The following is a 24,256-nucleotide window of genomic DNA, read 5'->3' as shown; positions in this document are numbered from 1 at the left end:
ACCATCCCTATGCTTCGCCGCCACGTCCGCTCCCGGTCATGCCGAGGGACGCTCGGGCCGCCCCTTCCCGCCCGTCCCGTCCGTCCAGGCGGGGACCAGCAGGAACACCTTCGGGCTCAGCCGCTCCAGGTCGCCTCCCCGCCCGCAGATGAGCCCCGCCGCGAAGTCCACGAGCTGCCGCGCCTCGTCCTCGGACATCGCCGTGAGGTCCATCACAACGGGCAGGCCCTTGCGGAAGTAGTGCCCCACGTACAACGCCTCGGTGTAGTCGCGCGGGCACAGCTTCTTGACGACGCTCGTCCTGGCGCCCGACCGCGCGGGGACGGGCGGGATGAGCAGGAACAGCGTCGGGCTGAGCCGTTCGAGCTCGCCTCCCCGCCCGCAGATGAGGCCCGCCGCGAAGTCCACGAGCTGCTGTGCCTCGTCGTCCGCGACGGACTCCAGGTCCATCAGGACGACGACGCCCTCCCGGAAGTACTGCCCGACCTGCCGGACCTCGTCGTAACCGCGGGGACGCACCGTTTCGACTATCACGACGCCAGTCTCCCTCGATCCCCATGAACATCAAGCCCCTCAATCGTTCCGTTGGAGGACACTGCGAACATGGAGTTCTTCTGCTACCACCGTGACCGGCCGGGCTCGATGCCACTGCGCGTCGAACTGACGGAGGCGCACTGGTCGTACATGGACCGGTACGCGGAGGACCTGATCGCCCGCGGCCCGACCCTCGACGGCGACACGGCCACCGGCAGCGTCCACATCGTCGACCTGCCCGACCCCGCCGCCGCCCGCGCGTTCGCCTTCGACGAGCCGAACTACCAGGCCGGCGTCTACCGGGACGTCCTGCTGCGCAGGTGGCGCAACATGCTGGGCCGCACCATGTGGGACTTCCCCGGCGGCCGGACGGGCGGCGACCGGTTCCTCGTCCTCGGCCTCGCTCCTGACGGCGGCACCGGCCCCGTCCTCCCGTCCGACAAGGACGACCTGATCGCGTACGGCCCCCTGTTGTCGGACGACGGCACCGCCTGGCTCGGAACGGCGGCACTCCTCAGAGCCTCAACCCAGGACGCCGCACGCGCCGTCCTGGCCCCGGACACCTACGCCGACATCGAAGTCCACCCCTGGGACTTCGGCGGCCGCCGCTGACCTTCACCTCGTTCGCCGGGTCCACACGGGGCGAAATGCTCGCGCGGTCGCGGACATGTGCTGGTCGTCCGGTCCCTGCGGCGAGAGGAAGCACGTGTCAACGACCCCGGGGGTCTCACCTCCGCCCGACGAGCGGAGACACCGTTTCGAGCAGGTCTACGAGGAGCACCGAGCCAAGATCCTCGGATACGCGCTGCGCCGCACGGCCGACCCGCAGGACGCGGCCGACGTCCTCGCCGAGACCTTCCTGATCGCCTGGCGGAAGCTGGACGACGTGCCGCGCGGCGACGAGGCGAAGCCCTGGCTGTACGGCGTCGCCCGCCGCGTGCTGGCCAACCATCACCGGGGCGGGCGGCGCCGCTCGGCGCTCGTCGAGGACCTGGCCGGGCAACTGCGGACCGACCTGGGGACGCACGTCGCGTTCCGGCCGGAAGAAGATCGCGCCGCCATCGCGGCGGCGTTCGGGAAACTGCCCGCGAACGACCGGGAACTGCTGTCGCTGGTCGGCTGGGAGGGCCTGGACCACGGCGAGATCGCCGCCGTCCTCGGCTGCTCGCGCAACGCGGTGCGGATCCGGCTGTACCGGGCCCGCCGCCGCTTCGCCCGCGAACTCGACCGGCAGGGAGGCGACCCGCAGGCGGGCCGGGCCCCGCACGCACAGGCACTGTCCGCAGCGACCCTCAACGGAGAACGCGCATGAACCACGACATCGACCGGCTCGTCGAGCGCATCGCCCCGGTGACCGACGCCCGCGCGGCCGAACTGCTCACCGACGACACGGCCGCCGACCTGGCCAGGCGAATCACCGGCGCGCCCACCGTCGCCCGGACCGGCGACATCGCCGTCCGGCCTCGGCCCAGGGACAGGCGCGGACTGGGCACCGGGCTGTCGCTGCTGGCCACGGGCGCGGCCGTCACGGTCGCCGTCACGCTCGTCACGCGGCTCGGCGGTGCCGAGGTCCCGCCGACCCGGCCCGGCAACGGCCAGGTCAGCCTGGTCGCCGCGCTCGGCTTCATCCGCAAGGGCGACTACCTCGACGTACGGATCCGCGACCCGTACGCCGACCCCGAGCGGTACAAAAGGGAGTTCGCCGAGCATGGCCTGAACCTCAGCCTGAACATGGTGCCCGCCTCGCCCTCGATCGTCGGCACCCTCGTGACATGGGACCTCAGCGACGGGACGACCGAGGACGACCTCAAGCCCATCCGGGTCAAGGGCGCCTGCGACGTCGCCAGCGGCGGAGACGACTGCACGGTGGGAGTGCGGATCCGGATCGGCTACAAGGGCACCGGCATCATCGTCTTCGCCCGCGCGGCGCGCCACGGTGAGAAGTACGAGAGCACCGCGAACGCGACTGCGCGCGGCGAGGCCATGCACGGGATGACATTCCGCCGACGCCACGTGTCGGAGGTGCTGGCCGCCCTGAAGAAGCGGAACGTCACCGTGCCCGAGTACCGCGTCACGGTGGGCAACGAAACCGAGGCCCGCTACCCGGGCCAGGTACCGGCGAACTGGTACGTCCACGGCGCCGTCCCATGGGCGCAGAACCAAGTAATCCTCTTCACCGGCCCCAATCCCGACAGGGACTAGTCGTACCGCCCGTGAGGTCGGGGACCCGGAGGAGCCGGCAACGCTCAGGGCGAAAGCTCGATCTCCACGGCCACCCACCCGACCTTGCCCGCAAAGGCGATCCCGCCCCCCGCCACGTCGAGCGCCCGCAGACGACACCCGCCGCCCCGACATTCCAAACAAAGATCTGAAAATAACAACTCACACCCAAGGTGCCTTACGGTCTACTCTTTGTGGGAGTTTCCCCTCGTCCCAGAGAATGTCAAGGGCCTCGAACAGCTTGTTCTCGCTAGCGCCGAGCGCGGAGAACTCGTCTTCCGAGAGTCGTTCCAGTGGGTCTGAAATCTGTAGATCTGTGGGATACGGTCCGGTCCAACCCGCGTAACTACGGCAGCGCGGGCACCAGATCTGGGTGACGAGGTGCCCGGTGATCCTGGATCGATACATGGAGATGCGAAGCCAGACATTCCCTTCCACCGGTGAGGTCTGCCAGATGGCCTTCCGATCCCAGTCGGCCCCACCACCAAAGCTAACCTCCAGAACCACCCGCGTTCATCGATGGTGAGGTGGTGTCGCATGATATCCGCCTGCCCGCCTCATGCCCGAGGTGGCTATGGACGGTCGTGGGTTTCGATGGACGTCAGGCCGAAGAAGCGAAAAGGGATGACACTCCCTGCACACAACCCCGTGAAGATACAACGCCCTGTCGAATCAACAGATTCGACGGGACGTTCAGCGTGGGCACGCCTGAATCAGCTGAGAGTGCTCGTCCCACCTGACAAGGACGGGCACTCATTCGCGGGGACGGCAGGGAACGCCTATATCGCCGCCCGCTTGGGAGTCTCATCCTTTGGGGAGCGGAGCATCATGAACCGAGCACGGCCGTAGTGCTTCACCGTGGCCTCGCCGTCCTCGTGAACCACAAGGCTCACAAGTTCCCGCCGGTAGGGCGCGACGAGGATTCCGCCCCTCTTTGTTTGATCGATCCATTGCGGCGGGATTTCATCGATCCCGCATGTGACGTGTATCCGGTCGAAGGGTGCTTTGCCGGGGACTCCTTCCGCGCCGTCACCGGTGACGAGATGTGGTGCGTACCCAGCGGACCGCAAGTTCTGTGCAGCCCGATTACCGATTTCCTCGTCGATTTCGATCGAAGTGACTTTGTGGTCCCCGACGACGGCGCTTAGTAGTGCCGCCGTCCAACCTGTTCCAGTGCCGATTTCAAGGACATTGTGTCCTTTGCTCGCACCTAGAAGCGATAGGAACGCGATGACGGTGGAAGGCGCGGATGCCGACGATGTGAACCTAACACCGTCTTTCCCGGCATCCATTATGGAGCATTCACCGTCATTGATCTGTGTGATGATTGCCACGTCCATGTATGCGGAACGCAACCACTTTTCGGGGTTCGCACTCCTGTCGATGATGTAGCTTTCATCGTCGTCGGGCGACACGTAAGCGAGGTTCGGAATGAACAGATGCCGGGGAACGGCCAGAAGCGCGTCATGCCATGGGCCGATATCTCCGAGCTTCTCAATCTCCCGGATCATCGCTCGGTTAAGGCGTTCCGCCTGATTCACTTTCCCTTCTCGTGCTTCCCGCCTCCATCTGGGTTCGGCTTCTCCGGCGGTGGAATGGGTCGGCCCTTCTCCTGGCCATTCTTGCTCGGGTCGTTGTGGCTACCCATTGCGCCGTCACCCTCCTCGTTGAGATGGTTCTAGTTCGTGCTGGTCAAGTGCCTGCCGTGATATTCATCTTTCTGGCAAGTGACCGAAGTCGCTGCGGTACAGTTCGGTACGAGCTGAAGAGGCCGCTGACTGTTTCTCTGGCCATTGGATGATTCCAGGTGTGTTGAGGTGCCAGATCCTCGGCTCTCGCCAGTGTACTAAGCGCCTTGTCACGTTTCGCGGCTCCCAGGTATGCGCGAGAAAGGTCGATGTAGTGATGACTCGAACGCTCAACCGGCAGATCACGCGGCGGCTCGAATCCCTCATCGCACTTCAGTGCTTCGTCGAAATCGTCCAGTTCAACTGAAAGGGCCACGCTATGTATCCGAACATTTGATGGGCCAAAGATGAGACCGTAGTGATTCGTGTCTCGCCCGATCCGTTCGGCAATTTCTTGAGCCTGCTCCAGATAGTCTTGCGAATTACTCCTCCGGGTCTCCTTCGCGAGCCTCGTGTCTCGTACTGCCATGATCGCCGAGCGCAGATGAAGGGAGCCTATAATTGCCAGCCCTGATTCGGTCGTCTCAATGATTGGATCGAAGTCCCTATGCATAAGGTCAATGGACTTTCGGCCTGCCATGTACGCCCCGGTGGCGAAAAATACTTGGCATCGCTCCTCGGTCGCGAAAGCCACTAGTTCCGGTTTGTCCGTTACTTTGGCCATCCAGGTGGCGCGGTCTATGGCCACTGTCACGAGGTCCACATACCCCAACCGATAGGCCAAGCCTTTCGCGGTAATGAGGGTACGGGCGAGAAGTTCCGCTACTTCCCGTCGGATTACCTTCGTGCCGGAATGCCACAAAGCAAGCAACTCTTCGATCAGTCCTGGCAGGCATTTTCCTAGCGCGAGATAGTCGACTTTATCGAGTAGCCTCCCCGCGAGCCGCACATCCTCTTTTATCTCAGATAGTGACCTGGGCGGTAGTTCCAGGTCGGGACCTACCTCCCAATAGTTCAGGGCAATACGAATCTGTGCAATGCTCGCGTGTATCCTATCTTCACGTTCATTGGCACCTCGGTACGGCTGGCCGGTCAGTTCGGTCACATCTATATGGAGGGCTCGCGCTACTCCCGCGATCAATGCGGGACTTGCGGGACGTTGACCGCGCTCCACCTTCGTTAGGAGGCTATGGGAGCACGGCACGGCCATAGCAAGTCCCATTTGAGTTAGGTTGTGCAGCTTTCGAGCATTTGCAATGCGTTGACCGATTCCATCCGGGTCAGGTATCAAGATCGCGGAACCCATATGCCTAGCCCTCCAACCCCGTTGGCGCCGGGGCAAGTCTCTCCCACGATAACCCCAGTGCCTAGGCAGATGGGGAGACGGTCCCGTCGTTTTCAACGCCAGAGTGACGGAGGTGACACAGGTTGTGTCATATTCCCTACCGGCGGCGGCTTAGCGTCAGGGCCCGAGCAGATCTGGGTGACGAGGTGCCCGGTGACCCAGGATCGATACATGTAGATGCGAAGTCTCGGAGTCAAAATCTTCCTCCTCGCTGCTTCCTGAGAGATTCGCGAAGCGTTTCACTGGCTGATTTCGACGAGGCCGTGCGAACTCTCTTCCACGTCCTGACCGCCGGGGGCCGCTGTGATCGTCCTCGGTATGCGTTTCGCTGGACGGGTTCGGCTGAGGCGCCTGTGGTCCGCCGGGCGAGGGTGCCGACCGATCAGGGAGCCCTCTGTGGCCAGGCGCCGAGGCCTAGGACGCGGGACGACAGAGTGAGGTGAAGGGGTCCTGGGGGCCGGTGGGTGAGGCTCTTGGTCTTGGGAGCTTGGGCGGTGACGCGGGCTCCGGTGCGGGTGATGGTGCGGGCCGGGGCGGTGCTCAGGCCGAGGGTGCCGAGGATTTGGGCCAGGGCGCCGCCGGCGCCCTGCCAGTCGCGGCCCGCGCGGGCGAGTTCGGTGCTCAGCCGGGTGAGGATCTCGGGGGAGCTGCTGCGGACGCCGGGAGATTCGGGTGACGCGGCGGGGGTCCGGCCTTGCGGGGGAGAGGCCGGGGCTCGGGGGTCAGCGGGTGGCGGCCTCTATGTTCTGCTGGGACTTCTTGATGTCCTGGCCGCCCTGCTCCAGGGCGACGGCCATCTTGTCGAAGGCGGTCTTGGCCTCGGCCCAGGCCGAGCGGAACCGGTCGGCGCCCGGGCCCCACCACACCTGGGTGCTGCCGACCGTCCGGCCGTTGAGGTCCTTGATCAGGGCGTCCAGGTTGCGGGAGTGCTTGCTGAAGATCCGGGACAGCTCTTCCAGCTCGCCGATGTTGGCACCGCGCTTGTCAGCGGTCATCTCCGACCTTTCGTCTGACAGTGGTCCGACTCCTGGCGAGCCTAGACCGTTCCGAGGCCGGACGGCCAGGAGAGGACGGCCGGTTAGACAGGGCTGTCCGCGAGGTCAGGAGGGGTGGCGTGCAGGACGGCGCGGACGACGGCGTTCGTGTCGGCCAGGTCGGTCAGGACGAGGTCGGCGCCGGACACCCGCAGGGCGGCGGCGGAGGTGGTTCCGGTCGCGACGGCGACGACGCGCGCGCCGCCCTTGTGGCCGGCTTCGACGTCGCGGACGGTGTCGCCCACCAGGACGGTGCTGGCGGCGTCGAAGCGGTGGCCGTACTTGTGCCGGGCGCGCTGCTGGGCGAGGGCGACGAGCGGCGGGCGGTCGGTGTGGTCGAGTCCGTAGGCGCCGATATCGAAGTCCACGAAGCGGTTGAGTCCGAAGGCGTGCAGCTTGTAGCGGGCGATGGGCTCCAGGTTGCCGGTGAGGACGGACTGGACGACGTCGTCCCGCGCGGCGAGGGCCTCCAGCGCGGCGTGGGCGCCGGGCAGCGCGCCGCCCCGGGAGCGGAGCTCGTCGCGGCGTTCGGCGAAGCCGTCGGCGAGGGTGGCGACGAAGGTGGCCAGGAGATCGGAGGACGGTTCGATGCCGTGGAAGCGGAGCGTCTCGGCGGTGATGGCGAGGTCGGTGCGCCCGGCCATCTCGGCGACGCGTTCCAGCGGCCGGCCGGTGATCTTCCGGAAGGTGTCGCCGTAGATCTCGCGGCTCAGCCCCCGGACCTTGATCAGGGTGTGGTCGATGTCCCAGAGCACCAGAAGCCTCACGCCGGGGATGGTACGCGGCGGCGCGGGCCGGGCGGCACGGCGGGTCAGGAGAGGACGTGGTCGGTGAGCAGCCGTTCGAAGGACGTCTCGAACCGCTCGTAGTGGGATCGGAGGGCGAGGCCCGGCCAGTCGGGGGGCAGGAGGTCCGGGGGGAGGATCGGGTCGTTCAGGAGGTGGCGGAGGGCGGCGGCGGCGAGCGTGAACCGCTCGGCGATCGTGGTGGCGTCGTCGAGGGCGGTGAGGAGGGCGCGGGCCGAGGCCGTCCAGGCGTCGAGGTCCCACAGGGACGCGGCGAGGACGGCGGGGTCCTCCTCGGGGCGGCCCCGCAGGAACGTGCACTGGCGGACGACCGGGTCGGGGCGGGGGCGGACGAGGTTGGCGGGGCGCAGCCAGGTGCCCTCGCGGAGTTCGGCGAGCCGTAGCGCGGCCATGGCCTGGCGGAGCGCGGCGCGGTCGGCGGCGGGGCGGCGCTCGGCGGTGATGACGGCGATCTCCCAGGTGCCGTCCCAGGGGCGGGTGTGCGGCAGGCGGCTCTCGTCCTGGCGGGCCTGGCGTTCGAGGAGGCGTTCGGTGAGCCCGTAGGTGCCGTCGGCCTGGACGAGGTCGCCGGCGGCGACCATGCGCGACAGGGCGACGCGGATGGTGCCCTCGGCGATGCCGAACAGGTCGCCGACGCGGACGAGGTAGCGGGCGGGGAGCCGGGGCGGGTGCACGCCGAGCAGCGTGCTGAGGACCACCGATCGGGCGGTGAGCGGGCGGATCTCCAGGTGCGCGGTCATGACTGCTCGGACCCTACCCGGCGGGGACGCGCGGTGGACGGGCCCTTACGTTCCCTTTGCATGCGATGGGAATGTGTAATATCCGGACCATGGCTCCTGACACGACCCCGTATCTGACCGAGCCGGTGGACCGGCTCCCGTTCGGCGGCGCGGACAAGGCCCGCCGGTACGCGACGGAGCGTTACCAGGGGGCGGTGGGCCGCAACTGGTTCGACTGCGACCCGACGCTGCGGTTCCTGATGCGCCGCCATCTCGGGGACGGGTTCGGCTGGGCGGAGCCGCGGCTGCGGGAGATGGGCGCGCTGATGGGCGGGCCGGTCGCGGAGCGGGCCGAGGAGACCGACCGGAACCCGCCCCGGCTGGAGCGGTACGACCGGTGGGGACGCGACGTCGGCGAGGTCGTCATGCCGCCGTCGGCGGAGGCGGCGCGGCGGGACCTCGTCGCGACCTCCTTCACCCGGCCCGTGTTCGTCGCGCGGGCGCACGCGGCGGGCGTCGACCCGGCGCCGCTGGGCGTCGCGTGGAGCTACCTGCTGGACCAGGCCGACATCGGGATGGCCTGCGCGCTCGGCACGGGCGGCGACATGGTCACCGGCCTCACCGAGCTGTTCGCGCCGGAGGAGGTGAAGGCGCGCGTCCGCGCGCTGTTCGCGGCCGGGGACTTCTCCGGCGAGGCGGCGCAGCTGCTCACCGAGCGCTCCGGCGGGTCCGATCTCGGCGCGCTGGAGTCGACGGCGACGCCGGACGGGGACGCCTGGCGCCTCAACGGGTTCAAGTGGTTCGCCTCCAACGCGAACGGGGCGGCGTACGTGGTGCTGGCCAAGCCGGAGGGCGCCGACGACGGGGTACGGGGGATCGCGCCGTTCCTCGTCCTGCGGGAGCGCCGGGACGGGTCGCGCAACGGGGTGCGGATCCGGCGGCTGAAGGACAAGCTCGGTACGCGGTCGGTGGCGTCCGCGGAGATCGAGTTCGCCGACGCGGAGGCGTTCCTGCTCGCGCCCGCCGCCAGTGCGGGGCGCGGCGGGGACGGGCGGGGCCTCGCGCGGATGATGGAGCTGACCAACGGCGCCCGCCTCGGCATCGCGATGATGGGCCTCGGCTGCGCGCGGCGGTCGCTGGTGGAGGCGCTGTGCTACGCGCGGACGCGCGAGGCGTTCGGGGCGCCGCTGGACGAGCGGCCGCTGATGCGCCGCAAGCTCGCCGAGCTGATCGTGGAGACGGAGGCCGCCCAGGCGCTGGTGTTCGACGGGTACCTGGACCGCCCTCGGCTGCGGCTGGGGGCCGCGCTCATCAAGCTGCGGGCGGCGCGGCTCGGGGTGACGGCGGCGAGCGACGCGGTGGAGATCCACGGCGGGAACGGCTACGTGGAGCAGTGGCCGGTCGCCCGGATCCTGCGGGACGCGCAGGTCAACCCGATCTGGGAGGGCGGCGACAACATCCTGTGCCTGGACGTGCGGCGCGCCGTCGAGCGGGAGGACGCGCACGAGCCGTTCCTCGACCGGCTCACCGCGGCGGTCGAGCGGGCGCCCGGCGGGGACGACGCGACGGCGGACCTCGTGCATCGGCGGATCGGGGACCTGCGCGCGGCGCTCGGGCGGTGGCGCGGCCTGGACTCGGCGACGGCGGAGGCGCGGCTCTACCCGCTGGCCCAGGTCATGGCGGACGTGTACGCGGCGGCGCTGCTGCTGGAACAGGCGGGCTGGGAGCGGGCCGACTCGGGCGGCGACCGCAAGGCGCTCGTCGCGCGGCTCTACGCGCGGGCCCGGCTGGACGGCGCGGACCCGCTGCGGGCGATCGGTGTCCCGGCGGAGGAGCTGGAGCGTTTCCGGGACCTCGCCGACGGCGCCTTCGACGACACCGCCCTGGCGGACCCGGCCCTGGTCGACGGCATGCTCGGCGCGAGCGCCGCCGGCCGCGGGGGACCGGGGTGGGACGTCACCGGCCACGGTGTCCTCACTCCCGGGAGGAGATGACCTGGCCGTCCGGAATGGGCCGCGACCATCGTCGTCATGGCGTGCCCAGGGAGACGCCGTGGAGGGCTCGTCGCCGCCGAGTCGGCGGCGGAGCACCGGATCACCGGCGGAGTCGCTGGCGCGGGCGGTGGCGGGGCCCGGCGATTCGCGGACGGACGCGGACGACACGGGACCCCCGGCGACCTGTGAGAAGTTGACCGAGCCGGGTTCGGGTTTTAGGTTTTTTTACGGCGACCATCCGGCACCGAGGAGCCCGTGCATGACTCTCACCGTAGAGGAGGCGGGCCTCGCGCTCGCCGACCCGAGGTCCTACACCGATGACCGGAGGTTGCACGACTCGCTCGCGCTGCTGCGCCGCGAGGCGCCGGTGCACCGGGTCGAGGCGCCCGGCTACAACCCGTTCTGGGCGGTCACCCGGCACGCTGACGTCCTGGCCGTGGAGCGCGACAACACGCTGTTCCTGAACTCGCCGCGTCCCGTCCTGGCCACCGCCGAGTTCGACGCGATGAACCGGGAGCGGATGGCGCAGGGCATCGCGCTGCGCACCCTGGTCCACATGGACGACCCCGACCACCGGGTCGTCCGCGCGATCGGCGCCGACTGGTTCCGGCCGCGGGCGATGCGCGCGCTCGAACCGCGCGTCCGCGAGCTGGCCAGGCGCTATGTCGACCGGATGGTGGAGCTGGACGGCGAGTGCGACTTCGTCCGGCAGATCGCGGTCCACTTCCCGCTGTACGTGATCCTGTCGCTGCTGGGGCTGCCCGAGAGCGACTTCGACCGGATGCTCAGGCTCACGCAGGAGCTGTTCGGCGGCGACGACGACGAGTTTCAGCGCGGCCAGACGGAGGAGGAGAAGCTGGAGGTCCTGATGGACTTCTTCGCCTACTTCCAGAAGCTCACCGCGGCGCGCCGCGAGACCCCGACCGACGACCTGGCCTCCGCCATCGCGAACGCGCGGGTCGACGGCGAGCCGCTCAACGACTTCGACACCGCGTCCTACTACGTGATCGTGGCGAGCGCCGGTCACGACACCACCAGCGCGACCATCGCGGGCGGGTTGCAGGCGCTCATCGACAACCCGGGGGAGCTCGACCGGCTGCGCGCCGACCCGGCGCTGATGCCGCTCGCGGTGGACGAGATGATCCGCTGGGTCACGCCGGTCAAGGAGTTCATGCGCACCGCCGCCCGGGACTGTGAGCTGGGCGGCGTCCGGATCGGCGCGGGCGAGTCGGTGCTGCTGTCCTACCCGTCCGCGAACCGGGACGAGGAGGTCTTCGCCGACCCGTTCCGGTTCGACGCGGGCCGCGACCCGAACAAGCACCTGGCGTTCGGTTTCGGTGTCCACTACTGCCTCGGCGCGGCGCTGGCCCGCATCGAGGTCCGCGCGTTCTTCGACGAGCTGCTGCCGCGGCTGCGGTCCATCGAGCTGGCCGGGACGCCGCGGCAGACCGCGACGACGTTCGTGGGCGGCCTGAAGAGCCTGCCCGTCCGCTACTCCATCGTCTGAGGGGCCCCGCGATGCGGATCGACGCCGCCGTGCTGCGCGCCGCCGACGGCCCCTACACGATCGAGGCGCTCGACCTGGCCGATCCCGGCCCCGGCGAGGTGGTCGTCGAGATCGCGGGCGTCGGGCTGTGCCACACCGACCTGCTCGGCCGCACGCCCGGCGACCCCGTCGCCAAGCCGGTGGTCCTCGGCCACGAGGGCGCCGGGACCGTCGTCGCGACCGGGCCGGGGGTGCTCGGCGTCGCGCCGGGCGACCCCGTCGTCCTGTCGATCGACTCCTGTGGGACCTGCCGCAACTGCCTGGGCGCGCGGCCCGGCAACTGCGCGCGGATGGCGGAGCTGAACCTGGCCGCCGTGCCGCCGGACGGCGTGCCGCGCGCCACCGACGCCGCCGGCGAGCCCGTCCACACCCGGTGGTTCGGGCAGTCGTCGTTCGCCACGCACGCGCTCGGGACGGTCCGCAACGTGGTGCCCGTCCCCCGGGACGTGCCCCTGGAGCTGTTCGGCCCGCTCGGCTGCGGTGTGCAGACCGGCGCCGCGTCGGTGCTGGTCTCGCTCGGCGTCCGCGCCGGGGACGGCATCGCGATCTTCGGCGTGGGCGCGGTCGGCCTCGCCGCGGTGATGGCCGCGCGGGTCGCCGCCGCCGATCCGATCATCGCGGTGGACCTGCTGGACGCGCGGCTCGACCTGGCCCGCGAGCTGGGCGCCACCCACGTCCTGGACGGTGCGGGCGGCGACCTCGCCGAGCGGGTCCGGGCCATCTCCGGCGGGGACGGCGTGCAGTTCTCCTTCGACACCACCGCCGTGCCCGAGGTCGTCTCCGCCGCCGTCGCGTCGCTGCGCACCACCGGCGTCTGCGGCCTCGCGGGCGTCGGCGCGCGGGAGTACCGGCTGGACCCGACGCTCCTGCTGATGGGACGCACGGTCAAGGGCATCATCGAGGGCGACGCCGTCCCGCGGGCGTTCATCCCGGTGATGATCGAGCTGTGGCGGCGGGGCCGGTTCCCGTTCGACCGGCTGATCCGGACCTACCCGCTCGACCAGATCGGCCAGGCGGAGGCCGACGCGCTCGCGGGGGAGGTCGTCAAGCCCGTCCTGCTGCCCTGACCGGCGACCCGACCCCGGGCGAGGCGGCCGGATCCCCCCGGATTATCGTGCCGAGAGTGACGAGTTCACCGGGAGAGACGACCGGCGGACCGGACTGGCCGCGGATCGTGCAGGCGCCGATGGCGGGCGGGGCGTCCACGCCCGAGCTGGCCGCCGCCGTGTCGGACGCGGGCGGCCTCGGCTTCCTCGCCGCCGGGTACCGGACCGCGGCGGCCATGCGCGAGGACATCGCCCGTACCCGGCGCCTGACGTCCCGCCCGTTCGGCGTGAACGTCTTCATGCCGTCCCTGGACGAGGTCGTCGACGGCGCCGTGGCCGCCTACCGGGACCGCATGGAGCCCGAGGCGGAGCGGCTCGGTGTCCGGCCGGGCGGCCCGTCCGCCCGCGACGACGACTACGACGCCAAGATCGTCGATCTGGTGGCCGACCCGCCCGCCGTCGTGAGCTTCACCTTCGGGTGCCCGGACGACGACGTCATCCGCGCGCTGCGCGACCGCGGCGCCACGGTCGTCGTCACCGTCACCACCGCCGCCGAGGCCCGCGCCTCCGCCGCCGCCGACGCGTTGTGCGTGCAGGGCGCCGAGGCCGGGGGACATCGCGGCTCGTTCACCAACACCCTGGACGGCCTCCTGCCGCTGCGCGCCCTCCTCCGCGAGGTCCGCGCCGTCACCCGCCGCCCGCTGATCGCCGCGGGCGGTCTCGGCACGGCCCGCGACGTCGCCGCGGTCCTCGCCGAGGGCGCCGCCGCCGCGCAGCTCGGGACGGTGTTCGTGCGCTGCCCCGAGAGCGGCGCGAGCGCCGTCCACAAGGCGGCCCTCGCCGATCCTCGCTTCACGTCCACCGCGATGACCAGGGCGTTCAGCGGACGCCCGGCGCGCGGGCTGGTGAACCGCTTCCTCACCGAGCACTCGGCGCACGCCCCGGCCGCCTACCCGGACGTCCACTACGTCACCTCGCCCCTGCGCAAGGCCGCCGCGGCCCGGAACGACCCGGACACCGTCAACCTGTGGGCCGGAGAGTCCTTCCGGGAGGCGGCGCAGGCGCCCGCCGCCGAGATCGTCAGGGTGCTCGGCGGCTGACGGAGGCCCCGCCCGGCTGGATAATCCCGGTATGCGGTTCGGGATTCTCGGTGACACCCGCGCGTGGCGCGAGGACGGGGACGAAGCGCCGCTCGGCGGGCCCGCCCGCCGCGCGCTGCTGACCGCGCTGCTCACGCATCCCGGCGAGACCATCGCGGCCGAGCGCCTCGCCGATGTCTCCGGTCGGCACCGCGCGGCTGGTCACCCTCGTCGGCCCCGGCGGGGTTGGACGATCCTAATGAGCGTGAACTACGCCCACTGGACGCACCGCCGGGCCGGAGGGTCACACGGTGTCCCGAACATGGCGCGACCCCGTCCGGGTCAGGTCCTGCCCCACACCCGGACGGGGCCGGGGGTCACTCGTGGGCGGAGCGAACGCAAGCACGCGGCTCCGCACGCAACACGAGACCCCCGACCTGCCGAGGTAAGCCGGGGGGCGCGGGCGGGGCTCCGCCCCGAGCTACGGGGTGTCGTGGTCACCGCGCTTGATCGCGGCCACAAGGTCACGGAAGCTCGCAGAAGGGAGTGACAGGCACCCGGCTTCCGGAGCCCTTGAGTCCCGGATTCCGATACTGCGCGAAATCTCGGCGACCTCCACACACTCTTGACCGCCAGAGCCTCCGCCACCGCTGTAGCTGGACTTACGCCAGGTGATCATGAAAAACGCTCCATCGCTTCTGCCATGAGGTCCCGGGAGGAGTCCCAAGGTAGGGCACTCGCCCCAATCCGGTCCCAACGTACCCCAAAGTCGCGAAGCTCTGGACCACCCTGTATGAGCCTCCCCCCGCCGGGAGCCTCGACGAACACTTTCTCCCCGCGCTCTAGGCTCAAGGTGTTGAATGAGCCATCAAGCCCCAGGTAAAAGCCCGAAGACTGACGTACGAACCGTATCGTGACGTGCGGCAGTACAGCAGCCTCATACAACCGGGCAACTTGCTCCCGCATCACTTCCGGACCGCCGACAGGTCGATGCAAAACGTTCTCATCGATGACCGCCCATAGATGGGGCGGGTCCTCTCTGGTCAGAACCTTTTGACGCCGCATGCGCGCATGGACGGCCTTCTCGACGTCGACAACGAGTCGTGAGGACGTAAGGAGGGCACGGGCGTACGCCTCCGTCTGGAGCAGTCCAGGGAAGAGTGAGAGTCGGAAAGTGCGGATTGCCAGTGCGTACTTCTCATGCTTCACATAGTCCGCGAACCAGTCCGGGTCATGAGCTGTTCGCGCGTACCGGACGAGTCGCCGGAAGTGGTTGTTGAGCCGGAGATGTGCATCGAGCCTGTCCGCCTGATCTTCGTTCATGTTCCAAGATTCGCGTGCATGCTCGATGTTCGACACAGTGTGTCGGCTGCACCCCATGACCTGTCCCATCTGCGACAGTGACAGTCCCTCTCTCTCCCGCCAAAACCGCAGGTCAGATGCGATCCAGTGCTTGAACGATGCATCGGCGTCCAGTGACTCTACGGGGGCCATGAGACACGCTCCGGTGTATCGGGTGTGTTATCGATACGCGACAAGTTAGCCGCCCGCCGGGAATTCTGTCCCTGCAAACGTGCAGCCCGACGCAGTCAAGGGCGCGGCCACGCTAGTCCCCACGAGGTGATGCCGGATATGGGCACACATAACCGACGTGATCACTCGGCTCCCGTGCCGACCCAACCACCACGACAGCCCCGAAACCACCCGCTTCCGTTCCCGCCGTCAGCCCTGGAAGCGGTCAAGGACCGGCCCTCGTCCGGGTGGTTGCACATGATCGCTTCCGTCCACTCGGAACGCACCACGGCTCTCGGGATCCTGGACATGTACCTCTCCGCCGTGAAGAGCGTGGCGTGCGCGCTCGTTGCGGCGGACTGTTACCCCGCGTTGTCGGTGCGCCGCGTGGACGGTCGGGGTGGGACCCTCGTGGTGGGGGCGGCGTACCACCGGGACGAGGGGCAATGGTGGTTCGTCACTCGGGAGGGCGGCCGGACGGTGTGGATCGCACCGACGCGGGAGCCGCAGACCGCCGCGAACCTCACGGTGGCGGAGATGTCGAAGCGGGTGCGGGCATGACGGCGCTGCATGACGCCCTGTTGATCGTGAGGCGGCGGGAGTTCGTGGACCTGTTCGCAGGCACCTTGACCTACGGTCTGGCGTGCGGGGCCGTGGGGTGGGGCCTCTGCCTCTTCATGTTGGGGAGGCGGTGACGTGGATCCCGTCATGATGCGGCCCGCGAGCCTCGCTCAGACCGCCGTGGCGGCGTTCGAGGAGGCGATGGATGTGCAGGGGCGGCCCAGGACGCTCATCCGGTTCATTGCCGACACCGCACGTGAGAGGGCGGAGGAGGCCCTTGCGGATGCTCCGGAGGCTGTGGCGCTGGACGCGTTCGACGTCGCGTTTCAGGAGGTTTCGGGGATCGTCCGCCGCCTTCTGTGCGAGACGGGGCACTTGGCGGACACGGTGAACGCCATCCGGGACGAGGCCCACAGGCGGGCGCGGCTCGTGGACCGCGACCCCGACGCGCCGGGGTCCGCCTTCGTCCGGGCGGCACGCGCACTCGTCCAGCCGGACGGGTAGCCCAAGGTTTCCCAGACGGCCCGCTTGTTTGCAGGGCGCGGCAGCACGTGAGCAAGCGGGTCCAGACGGCCCGCGCGGGCGGAGCGATTCCACGCGCTCCCGCGCGGGCGAGCGGGCCCCGGGGTCGCGGTAGGTCGCCCTCACCCCGGGGCCCGTGCCAGACACCTACACGGGCCCATGAGGGGGGCCGTGTAGGTCCCGCCCAGGGGTTCCCCCGGACCTCTGGGCGGATGGCTGTCCGACGTGAGACCCCCGCCGTTTGTAGCGGACGAGCGGGCGCGGTCCGTGGACAGCAGAACGGCCCCCGGAGTGCTTGGGAAGGCGACTCCGGGGGCTGTTCGCATGTTGGGTGAATCAGCGCTTCAGCACATCGGCCGGCAAACTCGCACCGCAGGTCAGAGCATGTGTCTCGCTAGGCGAGCCTGCTGCTGCGCGACATGCCGCACGCCGGGGACTTCTACTTCGACGCCGTCGCGCAGGTCCGCATGGACGCCTGGTCGCGCGGCCGCGTCACGCTGGCAGGGGACGCCGCGCACTGCCCGTCGCCCCTGTCGGGCATGGGGACGGGCCTCGCCGTCGTCGGCGCCTACGTCCTGGCGGGCGAGCTGGCCGCCGCGGGCGGCGACCACCGCGTCGCCTACCCCCGCTACGAGGAGGTGATGCGCGGGTACGCGGAGCGCTGCCAGAAGGTGGGGGGCGGTGTCGCCAGGATGCTGGTGCCGCAGAGCCGGTTCGGCTCGGCGTTCCTCGACCGGTACTACGCGATCATGCCTTTCCTGCCGGGAAAGGCGATGATGGCGAAGATGGCCCGGCGTACCGCCGAAGCGATTGCTTTGCCGGATTACGCCCACCTTTTCCCGGTTGAGCGCTAACCCTTCCCGGTGTGCGGTGACGCGGCTACTCTGCTCTTGGCGTCCACGCCGGCCGTGGCCTAGCGCCTGGGAGGGTCCCGCTCGCGGGACCGATGTCTTGGCAATGCGCCGGCTCCTCTGTTCAGCCTGCCGAGGAGTCGCCCCAAATGAAGCTCAAGTACGGACGCCGCTCGGCGGCCGTGGCAGCCCTGGCCGCCGCGGTCCTGGCGGTCGTCCTGTCGGCCGGCGCCCTGGCGGTGCTCTCCGCCGGGGCCCCGCCCGCCAACGCCACCCCGAGGATCGCCTGCTCGTTCCCCGCCTGGGCGGAGGGCACCACCTACACCGCCGGTACGAAGGTCGTCTACGACAACCAGGGCTACGAGGCCCTGGTCACCCACACCGCCCACCCCGGCGCGAACTGGAACCCCGCTTCCACCCCCACCCTGTGGAAGAGCCTGGGCGCCTGCGACGACGTGCCGCCGACGTCCCCCAGCACCCCGCCGACGACCGACCCGCCGACGTCCCCGTCCCCGTCGACGTCCCCGTCGACGCCGCCCACCACCGACCCGCCGGGCGATGACACCTGCGCGGTCAAGTCGCGGCCCGAGGGCAAGGTCATCCAGGGCTACTGGGAGAACTGGGACGGCGCCAGCAACGGCGTCCACCCGCCGTTCGGCTGGACCCCGATCGACGACCCGCGCATCAAGCAGCACGGGTACAACGTGATCAACGCGGCGTTCCCCGTCATCCTCTCCGACGGCACCGTCAAGTGGGAGGACGGGATGGACGCGACCGTGAAGGTCTCCACCCCGGCCCAGATGTGCGCGGCCAAGAAGGCGGGCGCGACCATCCTCATGTCGATCGGCGGGGCCGCCGCCGGCATCGACCTCAACTCCAGCAGCGTGGCCGACAAGTTCGTCTCGACGATCGTCCCGATCCTGAAGAAGTACAACTTCGACGGCATCGACATCGACATCGAGACGGGCCTGTCCGGGGGCAGCAGCATCACCTCGCCGTCGCCGTCGCAGTCCAACCTGATGCGCATCATCGACGGCGTGCTCGCCCAGATGCCGTCCAACTTCGGCCTGACCATGGCCCCCGAGACCGCGTACGTCACCGGCGGCAGCGTCACCTACGGCTCCATCTGGGGCGCTTACCTGCCGATCGTCAAGAAGTACGCGGACAACGGCCGCCTGTGGTGGCTGAACATGCAGTACTACAACGGCAGCATGTACGGCTGCTCCGGTGACTCCTACAGCGCCGGTACCGTCCAGGGCTTCGTCGTGCAGACCGAATGCCTGAACAAGGGACTGGTCATCCAGGGCACCACCATCAAGGTCCCCTATGACAAGCAGGTCCCCGGTCTGCCCGCGCAGGCGGGTGCCGGGGGCGGCTACATGTCCCCAGGTCTGGTCAGCCAGGCGTGGAACAACTTCAACGGGAACCTCAAGGGCCTCATGACCTGGTCCATCAACTGGGACGGTTCAAGGAGCTGGTCCTTCGGCGACAACGTCCGTTCGCTCCAGCGCCGCTGACCCTCCTTCCGGGGGCTGCGGGTCGACCTCCCCTGAACCCGGGCCCGCAGCCCCCTCTCCACGTCCCCTCGTGAGGCGATTCCCACGTCCGCGTGCGGCCGTGGCGACAGCTCCTCCGGCGGAGCCTCTGGGGCATCAACGCCGTGCCGGCAACATGGCGTTGATGCCCCAGGGTGGCGGGATGAGCGAGGCACAGGACGACCGGCCGGCCCGGGGTTCGACCGCCTGACGCGACGCGCCGAGGGGGCGCCCCGTGCGGGGCGCCCCCTCGGGGTCGGGACGGGTCAGGAGCAGAACGCCGTGTTGGCGGTCTTGGCGAGGTCCGCGCGGAACTTCTTGTTGTACTCCAGAGAGGTCTCGTTGTAGGTCAGGACGGCCTGGCTGCGGCCATCGGCGCTGGTGTAGGTGAACGTCCTGTAGCCGGGGAAGCCGCCGTCGTGGCCCCAGGCGTAGCCGCAGGCGAGCTTGATGCGGGCGACGCCCAGGCCGTAGTCCTCCACGATGCCGTCGTCGTTGACGGGACGGACGGTGGTCAGCTCCTTCATCTGCTTGGCGGGCAGCAGGCGGCCCGTGAACAGGGCGCGGTGGAAGCGGGCGACGTCGTCCACCGTGGAGATGATCCCGCCGGACGTGCGGGCGCTGGAGGTGCTGATGGCGGTGCTCACGTCGCCGTACTCGCCCCAGTAGCCGTGGACGTACGGGCCGGGGAAGGCGCTGCCGGTCGTCGGGTAGGACGTGTGCCGGAGCTTGAGCGGGCCGAAGATCCGCTGCTTGAACTCGGTGCCGACGGGACGGCCGGTGACCTTCTCGATGATCATTCCGGCGAGGATGTAGTTGGTGTTGGCGTACTTCCAGCCTTTGCCCGGCTTGTACTTCTCCGGCGCCTTCTCCATGGCGATGGCCACGAGTTCTGCCGGCGTCCACTCACGCTTCGGGTCCTGCATGATGCGCGGGTCGGAGGTGTAGTCCTGGAGGCCGCTGGTCTGCGCGAGCAGGTTCCGGATGGTGATTTTGGAGCCGTCGTTGCCTTTGCCCTTGACGACGCCCGGCAGCCACTTCTCGACGGTGTCGTCGAGGGAGAGGCGGTGCTCGGCGGCGAGCTGCAGCACGACCGTCGAGGTGAACGTCTTGGTCACGCTGGCGATGCGCAGCCGCAGCCGGTGGTCCATGGGACGGCCCGTGGCCTTGTCGGAGACGCCCGCCGTGACGTGCGAGACGCGGCCGCCGCGGCGCGTCAGGACGATGACGCCCGGGGCGCCGTCCTTCACGAGCCGGTTCACCTGGGCCTGGAGCCCGGACGGGGCGGCGCCCTTGGCCGGGGCCGGCGCGGGGCCGGCGGCGGAGGCGGCGCCCGGGACGAGGGCTGCGAGGGCCACGGCGGCGCCGGCGGTGACTGCCGATAGGGCCAGGAAGCGCGACATCGGGTTCTCCTCAGTGGTGTTGCTCGGGCCGTGAAGCTGACGAGATCAACTCTCGCGGAGGACGGGACGGGCGGCACTGGGCCCAGGACCCGAGCGGGGGGTGTACCTGGCAACACCTTTCCGGCCGTCCGGAGTCATGCCGCCGGCCGGACCGATTCCCGCAACGCCGAAGACCGGCGCCAAGGCTCGCGGCGCCGGTCTTCGGGGTGTTCGGTCGTCGGGGAGTTCGGTCTTCGAGGTGCTCGTCTCAGGCGGTCTGGGCGGTGGTCGTGACGGCCTTGCCGAGCGTGCTGCCCTGGACCCACTTGGAGAACGGCATCTGCCAGTAGCCCCAGCCGTTCGTCCAGGGGAGGTCGCGCTTGGTGCCGGTGATGGTGACCAGGTCGCCGCGGTAGGCCCAGTTGAAGAACCACTGCGCGGACTCGGCGGGGGAGCGGACGCAGCCGTGGCTGCAGTTGCGGTTACCGAGGCAGGACGGGTCGTCCATGTTCTGGTGGATGTACTCGCCGCTGTTGGAGATGCGGGTCGCCCACGGGACCTTCTCGTCGTAGTAGCCCGGCTCGCCCTTCTTCTTGCCCGGCGAGACCATCCGCTCCACCCGGACGCGGTCCATGGTCAGGTGGACGCCGCTGGTGGTCAGGAGATGGTCGACGCCGTCGGCCTGCCTGTCGCCGCCGGAACCGAGGCTGACGCCCCAGGAACGGACCGTCCGCCCGTTCTTCTTGACGACGAGCCGGTGCGTCGTGGCGCTGACGGCGATGGTGTGGGAGTCGCCGATGCGGAACTTGCGCACGACGTCCTTGTCACCGAAGACCTTGTCGCCGATCTTCAGCCCGGCGTAGTGGACGGTGACGGTGACCTTCTGGTGCGGGGCCCACGGGCGGGTCGGGCGGAACACCACGGAGGGGAGGCCGTTGAACGACTCGCCCGCGGTGAGCCAGCGCCAGGCGCCCTCGGTGGGGGTCGTCGAGGTGATCTCGATGGCGCGCTCGACGGCGGGCCGGGCCTTCACCGGAACCGGCTTGTTGAACTGGACGAACACCGGCATGCCGGTGCCGACCGTCTCGTTCGGGCTGGGGATCACGTTGTTGATCTTCGTCAGCGCGGTCGCCGCGGAGGTCCGGAACGCGCTCGTCGCGGTCGTCGCCTTGCCCTTGGACGACGTCGCGGTGGCCGACACCTGGTACTGGCCGCCCGGGACGAGCGTCCACGTGGACTGCCAGCTCTTCTTGTCGGCCGAGAGCTTGCCGGGCACCTCGACGTCCTTCAGCTTCACCGACACCTTGCCGAGCGTGCCGCCCGCGGAGGTCACGGTGACCCCCGTGTCGGGACGGGCGCGCCCGTCGCCGTTCGCCGGGCTGATCGTCACCTTGGGCGATCCGTCGTCGCCGCCTGCCGCGGTCGTCTCGCCGGTTTCACCGCTGCCGCCGCACGCCGTCGCCAGCCCCAGGACCAGCGCCAGCACCAGAGCCTTACCTCGCACCGTTCTCCCTCATCAGCCCGCGGGCCCGCGCAGCACAGGGCCCGCAAGTACATCACCCGCAGAACGGTTCTCTATTCCCGTCCCGCCGGGGGCGGGACGGCCAGATTACGCATCCGACCTCATATGACGCCCATGGTGCCCCGAAGGTTCGCCTGACGAGGGCGGTTCTCCGGATCTTTCCACGGACGTGTCGCCCGCCGGACAGGCCCCGGGAGGGGTGTCGGGGGCGACCCGGCCCCGGGGCCTGTCCGGCGTCCGTCCCCGCGCCGGGAATGCGTGCCGCCGGGATGGCATTTCCGAACATTCACCGAAAGGCCGATGAAAAAGGGATCTGTGCGGCGATCCGGGCCTCGCGCGAAAGTGGGTAGGACCCTTCGATTGATCTCCCTGGAAGCACTGTGACCTGCGGTTCTGCTTCTGTTGATCTTCTTCTCAAGGGTGGGGTGCCCTTCGTTAAAAGCGGCGTTCCAGGGCGAGCCGCCCTGCGATGCTCGATCGTGCCGATCCGGTGAACGCCCCGCGTCCGGCGGCGGGGGAAAGCGGTGAATTCCTGGCAGTGAAGGGATACGCGCGATGAGAGCCCAGGGGCTGAGCGCCTCCATCGAATCCGAGGCGCCCCTCCCGGACCTCACGCCCTCGTCCGGCGAGACGGCGGCGGTCCTGCCCCGCGTCCCGTCCCTGCCCCGGCGGCGCGGCGGCGCGGCGCGCCCGCGGCTCCTGGCGAGCCTGTACCCGGCGTGCCTCGCGGTCGCCGACGCCTGGGCGATGGCGACGGCCGTCACGGTCGCGCTCACCGCCGCCCACGAACCGCGCCCGGCCGGCGCGCTGCCCGCGGTCGCCGCCGTCACCGTCGTCGGGCTCAACGCGGCGGGCGGGCTGTACCGGGTACGGCGCAGCCCCTCGCTCCTCGCGGACCTGCGGCCCGTCCTCGTCCGGGCGGCGCTCGCCGGGACGCCGGTCGCCGTGCTGGCGGGCACCGCGGACCTCGGCGCGGTCGCCGCGCCGGTCCCGCCGTGGTCGCCGCTGTTGTGGATCATCGTGCTGGCCTGCGCGCTGTCGCTCGGCGCCCGCGCGTTCGCGCACGCCGCGGTCCGCGCCTACCGGTGCCGCCGGTCGCGCTCGCGGCCGACGCTGGTGATCGGCACCGGGCCGACCACCGAGCACGTCGCGGACCTGCTGCGGGCGCGCGGCGAGTTCGGCCTCGCGCCGGTCGGCCAGGTCACGGCGGGCGGCGGCATGACGAACGGCTCGGCGAAGGGCACGGCGGGCGGTGCCTCGAACGGCGCGGCGAACGGTGTCCCGGGCAACGGCGTGCCGGTCAACGGCGTGATGGCGAACGGCGCGGCGGCCAACGGCGTGCCGGTCAACGGCGTGGCGGCGGGCGCCGTGACCGCGGCGCCGGGCGGGACGGGGGGCATGGCCCCGGTGAGCGTGCCGGTGAGCGCGCCCGTGCTGCCCGTCCTCGGCGACACCGCCGACCTGCCCGCGCTCGTCGAGGAGCACGGCGTCGACACGCTGATGGTCGTCGCCGAGGACGTGGACCCGGGCCGCCTGGACGCCGTCCTGCGGATGTCGTTCGGGTTGGCGTGCGAGACGCTGCTGGTCCAGCCGCCGTCGGACGTGGTGCCGGTGGCGGCGGCGCGGCGGGAGTACCTCGCCGGGCTGCCCTGCGCGCGGGTGGACTGGCCGCTGCGCCGGCCGGGCGCCCGGTACGCCAAGCGGCTGCTCGACCTCGCGGTGGCCTGCGCCCTCCTGGTGGTGGCCGCGCCGCTCCTCGCGGCGTGCGCGCTCGCGGCGCGGCTGGAGACCGGGCCCGGCGTCCTGTTCCGGCAGCGGCGCGTCGGTCTCGGCGGCGAGGTGTTCGTGCTGCTGAAGTTCCGCACGCTGAAGCCCGCGGACGAGCGGGAGGCCGACACCCGCTGGACGGTCGAGGGCGACCACCGGATGGGACCGGTCGGCCGGTTCCTGCGGCGGACGTCGCTGGACGAGCTGCCGCAACTGTGGAACGTGGTCCGCGGCGACATGAGCCTCGTCGGGCCGCGCCCGGAACGGCCCCACTTCGTGGAGCAGTTCTCCCGTACCTGTCCCGGCTACATGCTGCGGCACCGCATGCCGGTGGGCATGACGGGCTGGGCGCAGGTCCACGGCTTCCGAGGCGACACCTCCATCGAGCTGCGCGCGCGCCTCGACAACCACTACATCGACCACTGGTCCTTCGCGGTCGACCTCCGGATCCTCGCGCTGACCGTCCGGGCGATGCTTTGCAGGGACGCCGGGTGAGCGCGCCCGCCTTGACGGAGCGCGGCGCCCACCGCGCGAGCCGCGGCAGGGGCGTCCAGGGCAGGGCCGTCCACGGTCACGGGGCCGGTTCCGGCGCGGGACGCCGGCGCAGTACCGGCCACGCCACCGGGTTCGCGGCCGTCGCCGCGGACTGGGCG

23 protein-coding genes and 1 pseudogene are annotated in these 24,256 nt (G+C 70.2%); 12 read left to right on the top strand and 12 right to left on the bottom strand.

Annotated elements, in window-relative coordinates:
• Window positions 1–36: 36 nt before the first annotated feature.
• Window positions 37–534, bottom strand: a complete 498-nt coding sequence (locus E1291_RS17520) for a cell division protein SepF (protein WP_131738887.1) — start codon at window positions 532–534, stop codon at window positions 37–39.
• A gap of 69 nt (window positions 535–603) precedes the next feature.
• On the opposite strand from E1291_RS17520, the gene E1291_RS17515 reads away from it, so the two are divergent.
• From E1291_RS17515 to E1291_RS17505, 3 genes are all read left to right on the top strand, one after another.
• The gene (locus E1291_RS17515) at window positions 604–1,146 is read left to right on the top strand and encodes a YciI family protein (RefSeq protein WP_131738886.1); all 543 of its coding nucleotides are present in this window, start codon (window positions 604–606) and stop codon (window positions 1,144–1,146) included.
• A 94-nt stretch (window positions 1,147–1,240) separates the two neighbouring features.
• Window positions 1,241–1,846, top strand: a complete 606-nt coding sequence (locus E1291_RS17510) for an RNA polymerase sigma factor (protein WP_242614210.1) — start codon at window positions 1,241–1,243, stop codon at window positions 1,844–1,846.
• Window positions 1,843–2,736 (top strand): hypothetical protein, encoded by an 894-nt coding sequence (locus E1291_RS17505; RefSeq protein WP_131738884.1) that lies wholly within the window; start codon window positions 1,843–1,845, stop codon window positions 2,734–2,736. Before E1291_RS17510 ends, E1291_RS17505 begins: the two co-directional genes overlap by 4 nt.
• 797 nt (window positions 2,737–3,533) lie before the next feature.
• On the opposite strand, the gene E1291_RS17500 is transcribed toward E1291_RS17505, so the two are convergent.
• The 6 genes and pseudogenes from E1291_RS17500 to E1291_RS17480 form a co-directional block, all read right to left on the bottom strand.
• A complete protein-coding gene (locus E1291_RS17500) occupies window positions 3,534–4,295 on the bottom strand; it encodes a methyltransferase domain-containing protein (RefSeq protein ID WP_131738883.1) in 762 nt (253 codons plus the stop codon).
• A 151-nt stretch (window positions 4,296–4,446) separates the two neighbouring features.
• Window positions 4,447–5,487: a hypothetical protein gene (locus tag E1291_RS17495; protein ID WP_242614209.1), complete on the bottom strand. Its 1,041-nt coding sequence runs from the start codon at window positions 5,485–5,487 to the stop codon at window positions 4,447–4,449.
• Window positions 5,488–5,688 (bottom strand): annotated as a pseudogene (locus E1291_RS45140) (helix-turn-helix domain-containing protein); the annotation flags it as partial. It abuts the gene before it with no gap.
• Between the two features lie 761 nt (window positions 5,689–6,449).
• Window positions 6,450–6,722, bottom strand: a complete 273-nt coding sequence (locus E1291_RS17490; RefSeq protein WP_131738881.1) for a WXG100 family type VII secretion target — start codon at window positions 6,720–6,722, stop codon at window positions 6,450–6,452.
• An 83-nt stretch (window positions 6,723–6,805) separates the two neighbouring features.
• Window positions 6,806–7,528: an HAD family hydrolase gene (locus E1291_RS17485; protein ID WP_165495162.1), complete on the bottom strand. Its 723-nt coding sequence runs from the start codon at window positions 7,526–7,528 to the stop codon at window positions 6,806–6,808.
• A 44-nt stretch (window positions 7,529–7,572) separates the two neighbouring features.
• Entirely contained in the window at window positions 7,573–8,307 is a 735-nt protein-coding gene (locus E1291_RS17480) for a PaaX family transcriptional regulator C-terminal domain-containing protein (RefSeq protein WP_131738879.1), read from the bottom strand.
• Window positions 8,308–8,396: 89 nt separating this feature from the next.
• Between E1291_RS17480 and E1291_RS17475 the strand changes: the two genes are divergently transcribed.
• From E1291_RS17475 to E1291_RS17460, 4 genes are all read left to right on the top strand, one after another.
• Complete coding sequence (locus tag E1291_RS17475; protein WP_131738878.1) at window positions 8,397–10,280, top strand: acyl-CoA dehydrogenase family protein; 1,884 nt, start codon at window positions 8,397–8,399, stop codon at window positions 10,278–10,280.
• 259 nt (window positions 10,281–10,539) lie between these two features.
• On the top strand, window positions 10,540–11,787 hold the full coding sequence (locus tag E1291_RS17470; RefSeq protein WP_131738877.1) for a cytochrome P450: 1,248 nt from the start codon (window positions 10,540–10,542) through the stop codon (window positions 11,785–11,787).
• An 11-nt stretch (window positions 11,788–11,798) separates the two neighbouring features.
• Window positions 11,799–12,893, top strand: coding sequence for an NAD(P)-dependent alcohol dehydrogenase (locus E1291_RS17465; protein WP_131738876.1), 1,095 nt, complete (start codon window positions 11,799–11,801; stop codon window positions 12,891–12,893).
• A 119-nt stretch (window positions 12,894–13,012) separates the two neighbouring features.
• Window positions 13,013–13,972 carry a nitronate monooxygenase gene (locus E1291_RS17460; RefSeq protein WP_131738895.1) on the top strand — a complete coding sequence of 320 codons (960 nt, stop codon included), beginning with the start codon at window positions 13,013–13,015 and terminating at the stop codon, window positions 13,970–13,972.
• Here E1291_RS17460 and E1291_RS42035 read toward each other — a convergent pair.
• The 3 genes from E1291_RS42035 to E1291_RS17445 all read right to left on the bottom strand — a co-directional run bounded on the left by E1291_RS42035 (window position 13,953) and on the right by E1291_RS17445 (window position 15,445).
• Window positions 13,953–14,162: a hypothetical protein gene (locus tag E1291_RS42035; protein ID WP_165495161.1), complete on the bottom strand. Its 210-nt coding sequence runs from the start codon at window positions 14,160–14,162 to the stop codon at window positions 13,953–13,955. The genes E1291_RS17460 and E1291_RS42035 overlap by 20 nt on opposite strands.
• A 270-nt stretch (window positions 14,163–14,432) precedes the next feature.
• Window positions 14,433–14,630, bottom strand: a complete 198-nt coding sequence (locus E1291_RS17450) for a DUF397 domain-containing protein (protein WP_131738874.1) — start codon at window positions 14,628–14,630, stop codon at window positions 14,433–14,435.
• Window positions 14,627–15,445 (bottom strand): helix-turn-helix domain-containing protein, encoded by an 819-nt coding sequence (locus E1291_RS17445; protein WP_131738873.1) that lies wholly within the window; start codon window positions 15,443–15,445, stop codon window positions 14,627–14,629. Before E1291_RS17445 ends, E1291_RS17450 begins: the two co-directional genes overlap by 4 nt.
• Before the next feature lie 276 nt (window positions 15,446–15,721).
• On the opposite strand from E1291_RS17445, the gene E1291_RS17440 reads away from it, so the two are divergent.
• The 4 genes from E1291_RS17440 (at window position 15,722) to E1291_RS17425 (ending at window position 18,914) form a co-directional block, all read left to right on the top strand.
• Window positions 15,722–16,024 (top strand): hypothetical protein, encoded by a 303-nt coding sequence (locus E1291_RS17440; RefSeq protein ID WP_131738872.1) that lies wholly within the window; start codon window positions 15,722–15,724, stop codon window positions 16,022–16,024.
• A gap of 135 nt (window positions 16,025–16,159) precedes the next feature.
• Complete coding sequence (locus tag E1291_RS17435) at window positions 16,160–16,528, top strand: hypothetical protein (protein ID WP_131738871.1); 369 nt, start codon at window positions 16,160–16,162, stop codon at window positions 16,526–16,528.
• Window positions 16,529–16,965: 437 nt separating this feature from the next.
• Window positions 16,966–17,400: an FAD-dependent monooxygenase gene (locus E1291_RS17430; RefSeq protein WP_131738870.1), complete on the top strand. Its 435-nt coding sequence runs from the start codon at window positions 16,966–16,968 to the stop codon at window positions 17,398–17,400.
• A 146-nt stretch (window positions 17,401–17,546) separates the two neighbouring features.
• Window positions 17,547–18,914: a carbohydrate-binding protein gene (locus E1291_RS17425; protein ID WP_131738869.1), complete on the top strand. Its 1,368-nt coding sequence runs from the start codon at window positions 17,547–17,549 to the stop codon at window positions 18,912–18,914.
• Between the two features lie 284 nt (window positions 18,915–19,198).
• On the opposite strand, the gene E1291_RS17420 is transcribed toward E1291_RS17425, so the two are convergent.
• Window positions 19,199–20,335: a serine hydrolase domain-containing protein gene (locus E1291_RS17420; RefSeq protein ID WP_131738868.1), complete on the bottom strand. Its 1,137-nt coding sequence runs from the start codon at window positions 20,333–20,335 to the stop codon at window positions 19,199–19,201.
• A 247-nt stretch (window positions 20,336–20,582) separates the two neighbouring features.
• Window positions 20,583–21,818 carry a L,D-transpeptidase gene (locus E1291_RS17415; protein ID WP_242614208.1) on the bottom strand — a complete coding sequence of 412 codons (1,236 nt, stop codon included), beginning with the start codon at window positions 21,816–21,818 and terminating at the stop codon, window positions 20,583–20,585.
• Window positions 21,819–22,391: 573 nt separating this feature from the next.
• Here E1291_RS17415 and E1291_RS43985 point away from each other — a divergent pair.
• A complete protein-coding gene (locus E1291_RS43985) occupies window positions 22,392–24,098 on the top strand; it encodes an exopolysaccharide biosynthesis polyprenyl glycosylphosphotransferase (RefSeq protein WP_242614207.1) in 1,707 nt (568 codons plus the stop codon).
• The last annotated feature ends 158 nt before the right edge of the window (window positions 24,099–24,256 follow it).

It is taken from the genome of Actinomadura roseirufa (assembly GCF_900659635.1).
In the GTDB taxonomy this organism is placed as follows: Bacteria; Actinomycetota; Actinomycetes; order Streptosporangiales; family Streptosporangiaceae; genus Spirillospora; species Spirillospora roseirufa.
The sequence above is the reverse complement of the archived record's forward strand: the minus strand, read 5'-3'. Positions and strand labels throughout refer to the sequence as shown.

Bases quoted from the DNA above. Each gene is read 5' to 3' on its own strand.
- E1291_RS17460 (WP_131738895.1), top strand. From the start codon at position 13,013: ATGGCGGGCGGGGCGTCCACGCCCGAGCTGGCCGCCGCCGTGTCGGAC.
- E1291_RS17445 (WP_131738873.1), bottom strand. From the start codon at position 15,445: ATGGCCCCCGTAGAGTCACTGGACGCCGATGCATCGTTCAAGCACTGG.
- E1291_RS17425 (WP_131738869.1), top strand. From the start codon at position 17,547: ATGAAGCTCAAGTACGGACGCCGCTCGGCGGCCGTGGCAGCCCTGGCC.
- E1291_RS43985 (WP_242614207.1), top strand. From the start codon at position 22,392: ATGAGAGCCCAGGGGCTGAGCGCCTCCATCGAATCCGAGGCGCCCCTC.
- E1291_RS17430 (WP_131738870.1), top strand. From the start codon at position 16,966: ATGCCGCACGCCGGGGACTTCTACTTCGACGCCGTCGCGCAGGTCCGC.
- E1291_RS17465 (WP_131738876.1), top strand. From the start codon at position 11,799: ATGCGGATCGACGCCGCCGTGCTGCGCGCCGCCGACGGCCCCTACACG.
- E1291_RS17490 (WP_131738881.1), bottom strand. From the start codon at position 6,722: ATGACCGCTGACAAGCGCGGTGCCAACATCGGCGAGCTGGAAGAGCTG.
- E1291_RS17450 (WP_131738874.1), bottom strand. From the start codon at position 14,630: ATGATCACCTGGCGTAAGTCCAGCTACAGCGGTGGCGGAGGCTCTGGC.
- E1291_RS17505 (WP_131738884.1), top strand. From the start codon at position 1,843: ATGAACCACGACATCGACCGGCTCGTCGAGCGCATCGCCCCGGTGACC.
- E1291_RS17440 (WP_131738872.1), top strand. From the start codon at position 15,722: ATGATCGCTTCCGTCCACTCGGAACGCACCACGGCTCTCGGGATCCTG.
- E1291_RS17480 (WP_131738879.1), bottom strand. From the start codon at position 8,307: ATGACCGCGCACCTGGAGATCCGCCCGCTCACCGCCCGATCGGTGGTC.
- E1291_RS17515 (WP_131738886.1), top strand. From the start codon at position 604: ATGGAGTTCTTCTGCTACCACCGTGACCGGCCGGGCTCGATGCCACTG.
- E1291_RS17420 (WP_131738868.1), bottom strand. From the start codon at position 20,335: ATGTCGCGCTTCCTGGCCCTATCGGCAGTCACCGCCGGCGCCGCCGTG.
- E1291_RS17470 (WP_131738877.1), top strand. From the start codon at position 10,540: ATGACTCTCACCGTAGAGGAGGCGGGCCTCGCGCTCGCCGACCCGAGG.
- E1291_RS17475 (WP_131738878.1), top strand. From the start codon at position 8,397: ATGGCTCCTGACACGACCCCGTATCTGACCGAGCCGGTGGACCGGCTC.